We start from the raw sequence: 10468 nt of genomic DNA on the forward strand, positions 1-10468 counted from the left end.
GCTTCCAGTCTAAGGAGCGCCACCGACACTGGAGTCGGAGTGGGCGGGCCGGTGGTTTGCGCGAAGCTTCGAATCCCACAGCCGGTCGACCTGGGCCAGGGTCTCGTCGAGGGAGCCCATCGAGTCGATCACGACGTCGGCGACGGCGAGGCGGTCGGCGTCGCCGGCCTGGGCGCTGATCCGGCGGCGGGCGTCGTCTTCCGGCATGCCGCGCAGCTCGACCATGCGGCGCACCCGAGTCTCGGCTTCGGCGTGGACGACCACGATCAGGTCGAAGGGGTGGCCGACGGACGCCTCAACCAACAGGGGAACGTCGTAGACGACGACGGCCTCAGGGTCGGCGCGCTCGGCGGCGGCGATGGCCGCGCTGGAGAGCGCACGCACGGCGGGGTGGACCACGTTGTTGAGGACGCTGAGGGCGGTGGGGTTGCCGAATACTATCGAGCCCAGGCGGGCGCGGTTGAGGCTGCCGTCCTCGGCGATGACTTCGGGGCCGAAGATGTCGGCGATATGGGCCAGCGCATCGGTGCCCGGCGCCACGGCGGCCCGGGCGAGCTGATCGGCGTCGATCACCGCGGCTCCGTGCTCGGCGAATCGCTTCGCCACGGTGCTCTTGCCCGATGCGATCCCGCCGGTCAACCCAATCAAGTACACCGCCCCATGCTAACGGAGGGGCGCTGCTTAACCGGTACAGGCCGGACCCCGAAGGGCCCGGCCTGTGCTGGTCCCGGCATGCGCCGGGCAGGTGATGCTAGTTGCTAGTTGTTGCCAGCTTCTAGTTGTTGCTGGACAGCTTCTCGCGCAGTGCGGCAAGCGCCTCGTCGTCGGCGAGGGTGCCGGCTCCGGCAGCCTCACTGGTGAACGAGTTACCGGCTGCGGACGCGACATCGCCGGGGGCGATGATCTCGTCGTTCGCGGATGCGACCTGCTTCTTGTGTGCTTCCCAGCGAGCCTGGGCTGCAGCGTAGTCCTGCTCCCACTTCTCGCGCTGGGAGTCGAAGCCTTCGCGCCACTCGTTGGTCTCCGGGTCGAAGCCCTCGGGGTACTTGTAGTTGCCCTGGTCGTCGTACTCGGTGAGCATTCCGTAGAGTGCCGGGTCGAACTCGGTGCCCTCGGGGTCGACACCATCGTTGGCCTGCTTGAGGCTCAGCGAGATGCGGCGACGCTCCAGGTCGATGTCGATGACCTTGACGAACACCTCGTCGCCGACAGAGACAACCTGCTCGGCGAGTTCGACGTGCTTGCCGGACAGCTCGGAGATGTGGACCAGGCCCTCGATGCCCTCTGCAACGCGAACGAACGCGCCGAAGGGGACGAGCTTGGTGACCTTACCCGGTGCAACCTGGCCGATGGCGTGGGTGCGGGCGAAGACCTGCCACGGGTCTTCCTGCGTGGCCTTGAGCGACAGGGAAACGCGCTCGCGGTCCAGGTCGACCTCGAGGATCTCGACGGTGACTTCCTGACCGACCTCGACGACCTCGCTGGCGTGCTCAATGTGCTTCCAGCTGAGCTCGGAGACGTGTACCAGACCGTCAACGCCACCCAGGTCGACGAACGCACCGAAGTTGACGATCGACGAGACGACGCCCTTGCGGACCTGTCCCTTCTGGAGGTTGTTGAGGAACGTGGTGCGGCTCTCGGACTGCGTCTGCTCGAGCAGGGCGCGGCGCGACAGGACGACGTTGTTGCGGTTCTTGTCGAGTTCGAGGATCTTGGCCTCGATCTCCTGGCCCAGGTACGGGGTCAGGTCGCGAACACGGCGAAGCTCGATGAGCGATGCCGGCAGGAAGCCGCGCAGGCCGATGTCGACGATGAGCCCGCCCTTGACGACCTCAATGACCGAACCGGTGACGACTCCGTCGGATTCCTTGATCTTCTCGACGTCGCCCCATGCACGCTCGTACTGAGCGCGCTTCTTCGACAGGATGAGACGGCCTTCTTTGTCTTCCTTCTGAAGAACGAGTGCCTCGACCAGGTCGCCGACCTTGACGACCTCAGAGGGGTCGACGTCGTGCTTGATGGAGAGCTCGCGGGAGGGGATGACACCCTCGGTCTTGTAGCCGACGTCGAGGAGGACCTCGTCGCGGTCGATCTTCACAACGGTGCCCTCGATGAGGTCGCCGTCGTTGAAGAATTTCAGAGTCTTTTCGACCGCGGCAAGGAAGTCTTCAGCAGATCCGATGTCGTTGATGGCGACCTGCTTGGGTGCCCGTTCGGTCGTTGCGATTGTCATGTAGTAGTTGCTCCAGGATGGACATATTCGGGCCAGAAGGGAAGGTCGTGCGATACGTGTTCAAGATCCGCGACTGGCAGCGGCTAATTCGTCACAAGCGTGACAGTGAAGCTTAGCTGTTTCGGGAGCGCCCCGGCAACCCGTTCTCGGCGGCGGCGGCAACGCATCTCACGCGTCTTCGATCGAGTACCGAAAGGACCCCGAGTATTCGTATACCCGCCCGACGAACGGCAGGCTCACGGTGACCTGCACGTGCTGCCGCTGGTCACCGTCGTCGAAGCGTTCCGTCAGGTGAACCAGGGGCGCGCACAGCCGTGGGACCGGAACCCGGCGACCGGCGAGGTGCACGTAGACACCTGCGGAATCCAGGTGCAGGGCACCGTCGACAATGCGGGCGTCAAGGCGGGTTTCCAGGCGTCCGCTCCGGCCGAGGCGGTCGGCGAGGCCGCCGGCATCCGCGCCGATGACATCGATCATGTCGCGGGACCCGGCCGGAAATTCAAAGCGGCGCACAGCATGCACCCGATCGGGTCCCGGCCGGTTCACGACCAGGAAGGGCACGTCGTGTTCCCAAACCGGGAACAGCACAGCGTCGCGGGCCAGCAGCGCCAGAACCGGCCACAGCCAGCGCCGCGGGGTGCCGACCCTGTCGAAGGTCCCCCGGCCGAGGCCGTGCCGACCGGCCGGGATAGCCGTGAAGTAGGCGCGCAGCTGTGGGTGCAGTCCCGTCAGGTCACCGCCGAGGGCGGCCTCGTACGGCGACGGCATCGGCACCGGGTCAGTTCTGCAAAGCCGACCGGAGGGTGTCGAGGCCGACCCCGCCGAGGTCGAGGGCGCGGCGGTGGAACTCCTTGATGTCGAAGCCGGTTCCCTCGCGGGCCTTGGCGTCATCGCGCAGTTGCTCCCAGATGCGTTGGCCCACCTTGTACGACGGTGCCTGGCCGGGCCAGCCGAGGTACCGGTTCACCTCGAACTTCACGAAGCCGTCGTTCATGTTCACGTTTCCGGCCAGGAAGTCGAAGGCGTAGTCGGCGGTCCAGGTCTGCGACCCGTCCGGCACCTTCTTGCCCAGGTGCACTCCGATGTCGAGCACGACCCTGGCAGCGCGCATCCGCTGCCCGTCGAGCATGCCGAGCCTGTCGGCGGGATCGTCCAGGTAGCCCAACTGCTCCATCAGCCGCTCGGCGTAGAGCGCCCAGCCCTCCGCGTGGCCAGACGTGCCGGCCAGCTGGCGGCGCCAGGTGTTCAGGGACGCCCGGTTGTAAACCGCCTGGCCGATCTGCAGGTGATGGCCGGGGATTCCCTCGTGATAGACCGTGGTGAGTTCGCGCCAGGTGTCGAATTCGGTGACGCCGACGGGCACCGACCACCACATCCGGCCGGGGCGGGAGAAATCATCGGTGGGTCCGGTGTAGTAGATGCCGCCCTCCTGGGTGGGGGCGATCAGGCACTCCAGACGGCGGATCTCCTCGGGAATGTCGAACTGGGTGGCGCCGAGTTCGGCGACGGCCCGGTCGCTGGTCTCCTGCATCCAGCGTTGCAGGGCGTCGGTGCCGTGCAACTTCCGGGCCGGGTCGGTGTCCAGGAACGCGATCGCCTCGAGAACGGTGGCGCCGGGCTTGATCTGCCTGGCCACGCTCTCCTGTTCCTCTGTCATGCGGGCGAGTTCCTGGATGCCCCACTCGTACGTTTCGTCGAGGTCGATGGTGGCGCCGAGGAAGTGCCGCGACCTCAACGCGTAGAGGTCCCGGCCGACGGCATCCTGCTCGGTGGCACGGGGCTCGAGCTCGTCGGCGAGGAACGTCGCCAGCCGCTCGTAGGCGGTGGCCGCCGCGTGGGCTCCGGCACCGAGGTCGGTGGCCAGGGAGGCCGGCAGCGAACCGTGCTCGAGGCCGGCGTCGGCGACGAAGTGGTTGAAGAACCCGTCGTTGGCGGCGTTGCGTCTGGCCTGGTCGAGCACCTCGCGCACCTGCCGCCGGGCCGGCGTGGTGCCCTGCTCGATGCCGAGGCGCAGGGTTTCGATGTAGCCCGTGATGGCCGCCGGCACGGCGCCCAGGCGCGCGGAGATGTTGCGCCAATCCTCGACCGTGGCGGTGGGCATGAGGTCGAAGACCTCGCGGATGCCCTGCGCGGGTGACGCGATGACGTTGAGGTCGCGCAGCTGCAGGCAGGCGGCGGAGCTCTCCAGGTCCAGCGCGAGGCTGCTGCGCAGATCGGTGCGGGTGACCCTGTCAACGTCGTCGACCGGGACGCTGTCGTCCAGCAGCCGGATGGTGGCGGCCGCGGCCTGCACGTAGGCGGCGTGGCCGTCCGGCGAATAGTCCGCAAAGCCCGAACCGTCCGCCGACCGGCCGATATAGGTGCCCACAGTGGGATCGAGCGACACCAGGGTGTCGACCCACCCCTCGGCGATCTGGTCGACGGGGGTGGGTGTCCGGCCTTCGTTCAGAGTCATCCCCCGAGCCTAGGACATGGCCCAGGTCAGTGCGCTGCGGCGTCCCAGTTGGCCCCGCGGCCCACCTGCACGTCCAGCGGCACCAGCAGGTCGGCCGCGGACTCCATCCGCTGGGTGACGACGTGCTGCAGAGCGTCCCACTCCCCCGGGGCGACCTCGAAGATCAGTTCGTCGTGAACCTGAAGCATCATGCGGCTCTGCAGGTCCTGTTCGCGCAGGTCGAGCGCGATGTTGTTCATCGCGATCTTCATCAGGTCGGCGGCAGAACCCTGGATGGGTGCGTTCAGAGCGGCCCGTTCGGCGTTGTCCCGCAGCACCCGGTTGGGGCTGTTCAACTCGGGGAACGGCCGGCGGCGGCCGAAGATCGTCGTGGTGTAGCCGTCGACCTTGGCCTGCTCGACCACCCGGCGCAGGTAGTCGCGTACGGCGCCGAACCTGGCGAAGTAGTCGGCGATGAGCTGCTTGGCCTCGCGCGATTCGATGCGCAGCTGCTTGGACAGGCCGAAGGCGCTGAGCCCGTAGGCAAGCCCGTACGACATGGCCTTGACCTTGTTGCGCATCTCCCCGGTCACGTCCTCAGGTGCGACACCGAAGACCCTGGCGCCGACGAACCTGTGCAGGTCTTCGCCGGCGTTGAACGCCTCGATGAGGCCGGCGTCCTCGGAGAGGTGCGCCATGATGCGCATCTCGATCTGCGAGTAGTCGGCGGTGAGGAGGCTTTCGGAGCCGGACCCGGCATGGAACGCGGCCCGGATGCGGCGGCCTTCCTCGGTGCGGACGGGGATGTTCTGCAGGTTCGGGTCGGTGGAGGAGATCCGGCCGGTGGCGGTGCCGATCTGCACGTAGGTGGTGTGGATGCGGCCGGTGTCGTCGATGGCCCGGTCCAGGGTTTCCACGATCTGGCGCAGCTTCGTGGCGTCCCGGTGCTTCAGGAGCAGGTCGAGGAACGGGTGCGGGTTGCTGGCCTGCAGATCGGCGAGGGCGCCGGCATCCGTGGTGAAGCCGGTCTTGTTGGCCCGGGTGCGCGGCATGCCCAGCTGATCGAAGAGCACCTCCTGCAGCTGCTTGGGAGAACCGAGATTGACCTCGCGGCCGATCTGGGCGTAGGCGCCGGCCGCGAGCTCCGCTGCGGTGTCGCCCAGCTGTACGGACAGGGCCGCGAGTTCGGTGTGATTGACCGCGACGCCGGTCAGTTCCATGGCTGCCAGTGTCATCAGGGTGGGCATCTCGATGTCGGTCAGAACGGTTCGCGAACCCGAGTCGAGCAACGCGGTCACGGCGGCGGCGAGGCGCACCGTGTACCAGGAGTCCACGGCGACGCCGCCGGCGACGCTCTCATCCGGCACCAGCTGGTTGGGGTCGACGACGGGCACGGTCTCGTCGAGGTAGCGCTTGACGAGGTCGGCGAGAGTCTTGTCAGGGCCGCCCGGGCGCAGCAGCCAACCGGCCACCAGGGTGTCGATGGCCAATCCGTTCAGCACCAGGCCGGCGCGGGTGAGGGCCTTCACCTGCGGCTTGGCGTCGTGCATGACCTTGGGGCTCGGGCCCGCGAGCCATTCCTCGAGCGGCCGGTAATCGGCCCGACCGGGCTGCCAGGCCACCGTCGCGGTCTCGGTGGCCGTGGCCAGGCCGAAGCCGATCGGCAGGCCGTTGAGGAGCTCAACGGTGACGGAAAGGGCGGTTCCGGTCGTGGTCACCCGGTCCAGCCAGGTGGCGAGTTCCTCGTCGAGCAGTTCGCGCTGCACCGGTGCCTTCGCCGCCGCGGGGACCTCGGTGACCGGAGCCGCGCCGGCGGCGTCACCGGTGGCGGTCCCGTTGCCATTGCCGTTGGCGTTGGCGTTGGCCTCGAGCTTGATCACCCTGTCCAGCAGGGTGCGGAACTCCAGGCGCCCGAAGACCTCACGCACGGCGTCCTCGTCGATCGGTCCGCGCACCAGGTCGCGCAGCTCGACGGGCAGGTCGAGGTCGGTGACCAGCCGGTTGAGGCGGCGGTTGCGGATCGCATTGTCCTTCTGCTCGCGCAGGTTGGCGCCGACAACGCCGGTGATCTCGTCGGCGTGCTCGAGGATCGCGTCGAGGCTGCCGAACCTCTCAAGCCACTTCACGGCCGTCTTCTCGCCGACCTTGCTGATGCCGATCAGGTTGTCGCTGGTCTCGCCGACCAACGCGGCGATGTCCGGGTACTGTTCGGGGGCGATGCCGTACTTCTCGCGCACCTTGGCCGGGTCATACCTGGTCAGCGCCGAAACGCCCTGGCTGGCCGGGTAGAGCAGGGTGACGGTGTCGTTGACCAACTGGATCGTGTCCCGGTCGCCGGACACCACGAAGACGTCGTAGCCCTCGGCGGTGCCGCGGACCGACAGCGTCGCGAGGATATCGTCTGCCTCGTAGTCGTCCTTGGTCAGGGTGGTGATATTCAGGGCCTTGAGGGCTTCCTGGAGCAGGGGCACCTGGCCCTTGAACTCCGACGGAGTGATCGCCCTGGTGCCCTTGTATTCGGGGTAGTCGCGGGTGCGGAAGGAATACCGGGAGATATCGAATGCCACGGCGATGTGGCTCGGATTCTCGGTGCGGAGCAGGCTCAGCAGCATCGACAGGAACCCGTGGATGGCGTTGGTGTGCTGCCCGTCCTGGGTTTGGAAGCTGTCGATGGGCAGGGCGTGGAACGCCCGGTACGCCAGCGAGTGGCCATCGATGATCATCAGGGTAGGCTTTTTTGATTCCGACACAGTCCCAGCCTACAAGCCGCCTCCGGTGGGGCTGAGCCGAGCCACGAGGTGACCATGACCGAGCAGAACCCGCCCGAGAGCACCACCGACTTCCTCGCCTGGACGAAGGCACGCGGCGCCGGCGACCTGGCCGACAAGATGGGCATCGAGTTCACCGAGTTCTCACTCGAGAGGGCCGTGGCGCGGATGCCCGTCGAGGGCAACACCCAGCCGGCCATGCTGCTGCACGGCGGCGCCTACGTGGTGATGGGCGAGTCGCTCGGGTCGATGTCGGCCAATCTGCACGCCGGCCCCGGCAAGCTCGCCGTGGGCATCGAGATCAACGCCAGCCATACCGGCTCGGCCACCTCCGGGTATGTCACCGCCGTGTGCACCCCGATCCACCTGGGGCGCACGCTCACCACCCACGAGATCGTGGTGACCGACGATGCGGGCCGTCGCTGTTCGACGATCCGCATCACCAACCTGATCCTGGACCAGCCGGCAGCACGCTGATCCGCTCTGCGAGCACGAAAAAGCGGGCCCCTCACCGGAGGGACCCGCTTTTTTCGTGACGGTGGTGCCGGCTGCTTTGTGGCTGGCCGACTATTTCTTGGCGGAGAGCTGTTCGATGATCGCCTGTGCGACATCGTGCATGGTCAGACGGCGGTCCATGGACGCCTTCTGGATCCATCGGAACGCCTCCGGCTCGGTCAGGCCCATCTTCTCGTTGAGCAGGCCCTTGGCCCGGTCGACGAGCTTGCGGGTCTCGAAACGTTCGACCAGGTCGGCGACCTCGGCCTCGAGGGTGATGATCTGGCTGTACCGCGAGAGGGCGATCTCGATCGCGGGCAGCAGGTCGTTCGGGGTGAACGGCTTCACGACGTACGCCAGGGCGCCGGCCTCGCTCGCGCGCTCGACCAGTTCCTTCTGGCTGAACGCAGTGAGCAGTACGACCGGGGCGATGTGGGCCTTGGTGATGCGTTCCGCGGCGGAGATCCCGTCGAGGTGCGGCATCTTGACGTCCATGATCACCAGGTCGGGGCGGAGCTCGGTGGCCAGGGCCACAGCGGTCTCACCGTCGCCGGCTTCGCCCACCACTTCGAATCCGTTGTCTCGGAGGATCTCGACGATGTCGAGCCTGATGAGGGATTCATCCTCCGCTACAACGACGCGGCGGGGGGGTACTGGAGTTGTCTCTTGGTCGGTCACAGCCAAAAGCCTACGGTATTCTGGTGCAGGTGTTGTGAGCCGGTGTGGCGGAATGGCAGACGCGGAGCACTCAAAATGCTTTGTTCGCAAGGACGTGTGGGTTCGAGTCCCACCACCGGTACCACTTCACCGCATGCCCGTTGCCCGGTTCCACCGGCGGCGGGCATGCGGTGTTTCTGTCCCTGATCGGCGTCCTCCTCCCCCGCAGCCGGGCCTCCAGCGCCCGCACACGCCCGTCTCAGCGATCGGTCGCCGCATCCGTCCGTTGTGTCCGTCAGTCGACCGCACAGTCGTCCATCGACCGTGCACGGCCGCCCAGAGGGTCTTCGCCACGGATACGACAACAGCCCCGCGGATTTCTCCGCGGGGCTGTTGTCGTACTGCTGGTTACTGCTGGGCGTACGCCGGAGCGACACCGTTGTGGGCGTCACCGATGCGGTGAACCCGGATGTCGTTCGTCGAACCCGCGATTCCGGGAGGGGATCCGGAGATCACCACGACCTTGTCGCCGATCTCAGCCAGGCCCTGGCCGAGCAGGATGTCGTCGACCTGACCGAACATCGAGTCGGTGTGGGTCACCCGGTCGACCAGGTACGTCTGCACGCCCCAGGTCAACGCGAGGCGACGACGGATGCTCGCCTCGGGGGTGAAGGCCAGCATCGGGATCGAGGAGCGCAGGCGCGACATACGACGCGCGGAGTCTCCTGACTCGGTGAAGATGCAGAGGTACTTGGCCTCGACGAATTCAGCGACCTCGATGGCGGCCAGCGTGATGGCGCCGCCCTGGGTGCGCGGCTTGTTGGTGAGCGGTGCGATCCGCTCCAGGCCGTGCTCCTCGGTGGAGGCCACGATGCGCGCCATCGTCTGAACGGTGACCACCGGGTATTCGCCGACGCTGGTCTCGCCGCTGAGCATGACCGCGTCAGCACCGTCGAGCACGGCGTTGGCGACGTCGGACGTCTCCGCGCGCGTGGGAACGGGGCTGTGGATCATCGATTCGAGCATCTGCGTTGCGACGATGACCGGCTTCGCCATGCGGCGGGCCAGTTCGACGGCGTGCTTCTGCACGATCGGGACGGCCTCGAGCGGAAGCTCGACACCCAGGTCGCCACGGGCCACCATGATCGCGTCGAACGCGTCGACGATGCCCTCGAGTGCCTCGACGGCCTGCGGCTTCTCGATCTTGGCGATGACGGGAACCTTGCGGCCCTCTTCGGCCATGATCTCGTGCACCCGGTCGATGTCGGCCGCGTTGCGCACGAAGGACAGCGCGATGAGGTCGGTGCCGAGGCGCAGGCCCCAACGCAGGTCGGCCTCGTCCTTGACGGACAGGGCAGGCACGTTGACGGCAACACCGGGCAGGTTGATGCCCTTGTTGTTCGACACCGGGCCGGCGACGATGACCTTCGTGGTCACGACGGTGCCGTCGGTCTCGACGACCTCGACCTTGACCTTGCCGTCGTCGATCAGGAGGAAGTCCCCCTGCTTGACGTCGTTCGGCAGGCCCTTGTAGGTCGTGCCGGACAGTTCCTTGGTGCCGAGGATGTCCTCGGTGGTGATCTTGAAGATGTCGCCGACGGCGAGGTCGTACGGTCCGCCCTCGAACTTGCCCAGACGGATCTTCGGGCCCTGCAGGTCGACCATCACGGCGACGGCACGGCCGGAGTCGTTGGCTGCCTTCCGGATGTTGGCGTAAACGCCTTCGTGCACGGTGTAGTCACCGTGGCTCAGGTTCATACGGCAGACGTCAACGCCGGCGTCGATAATGGCGCGGATCTGTTCGTAGCTGGATGCTGCCGGCCCGAGGGTGGCGACGATTTTCGCGCGTCTCATACTGGTGGATCTCCGGTTTCCGCGCCG

8 protein-coding genes and 1 tRNA gene are annotated in these 10468 nt (G+C 66.9%); 2 read left to right on the plus strand and 7 right to left on the minus strand.

The features are described 5' to 3' along the window. Window positions 1–9: 9 nt before the first annotated feature. From coaE to polA, 5 genes are all read right to left on the minus strand, one after another. The gene (coaE, locus tag E3T19_RS05180) at window positions 10–654 is read right to left on the minus strand and encodes a dephospho-CoA kinase (RefSeq protein WP_088456255.1); all 645 of its coding nucleotides are present in this window, start codon (window positions 652–654) and stop codon (window positions 10–12) included. Window positions 655–775: 121 nt separating this feature from the next. Next, window positions 776–2233, minus strand: a complete 1458-nt coding sequence (rpsA, locus tag E3T19_RS05185; RefSeq protein ID WP_088456256.1) for a 30S ribosomal protein S1 — start codon at window positions 2231–2233, stop codon at window positions 776–778. Between the two features lie 168 nt (window positions 2234–2401). Beyond that, the gene (locus tag E3T19_RS05190) at window positions 2402–3001 is read right to left on the minus strand and encodes a DUF4166 domain-containing protein (RefSeq protein ID WP_103479493.1); all 600 of its coding nucleotides are present in this window, start codon (window positions 2999–3001) and stop codon (window positions 2402–2404) included. A 10-nt stretch (window positions 3002–3011) separates the two neighbouring features. Next, a complete protein-coding gene (locus tag E3T19_RS05195; protein WP_134408251.1) occupies window positions 3012–4688 on the minus strand; it encodes a DUF885 domain-containing protein in 1677 nt (558 codons plus the stop codon). 26 nt (window positions 4689–4714) lie between these two features. Beyond that, the gene (polA, locus tag E3T19_RS05200) at window positions 4715–7417 is read right to left on the minus strand and encodes a DNA polymerase I (protein ID WP_134408252.1); all 2703 of its coding nucleotides are present in this window, start codon (window positions 7415–7417) and stop codon (window positions 4715–4717) included. Between the two features lie 54 nt (window positions 7418–7471). Between polA and E3T19_RS05205 the strand changes: the two genes are divergently transcribed. Next, window positions 7472–7912 (plus strand): PaaI family thioesterase, encoded by a 441-nt coding sequence (locus E3T19_RS05205; RefSeq protein ID WP_088456260.1) that lies wholly within the window; start codon window positions 7472–7474, stop codon window positions 7910–7912. A gap of 90 nt (window positions 7913–8002) precedes the next feature. Here E3T19_RS05205 and E3T19_RS05210 read toward each other — a convergent pair whose 3' ends face one another. Continuing rightward, on the minus strand, window positions 8003–8608 hold the full coding sequence (locus tag E3T19_RS05210) for an ANTAR domain-containing response regulator (RefSeq protein WP_066595563.1): 606 nt from the start codon (window positions 8606–8608) through the stop codon (window positions 8003–8005). A 38-nt stretch (window positions 8609–8646) separates the two neighbouring features. Here E3T19_RS05210 and E3T19_RS05215 point away from each other — a divergent pair. Beyond that, window positions 8647–8732, plus strand: a tRNA-Leu gene (locus tag E3T19_RS05215). A gap of 263 nt (window positions 8733–8995) precedes the next feature. On the opposite strand, the gene pyk is transcribed toward E3T19_RS05215, so the two are convergent. Further along, complete coding sequence (gene pyk / locus E3T19_RS05220; protein WP_088456261.1) at window positions 8996–10441, minus strand: pyruvate kinase; 1446 nt, start codon at window positions 10439–10441, stop codon at window positions 8996–8998. Between the last annotated feature and the right edge of the window lie 27 nt (window positions 10442–10468).

Origin of the sequence: Cryobacterium sp. TMT4-31, assembly GCF_004403385.1 — a bacterium.
Classification (GTDB): Bacteria; Actinomycetota; Actinomycetes; order Actinomycetales; family Microbacteriaceae; genus Cryobacterium; species Cryobacterium zongtaii.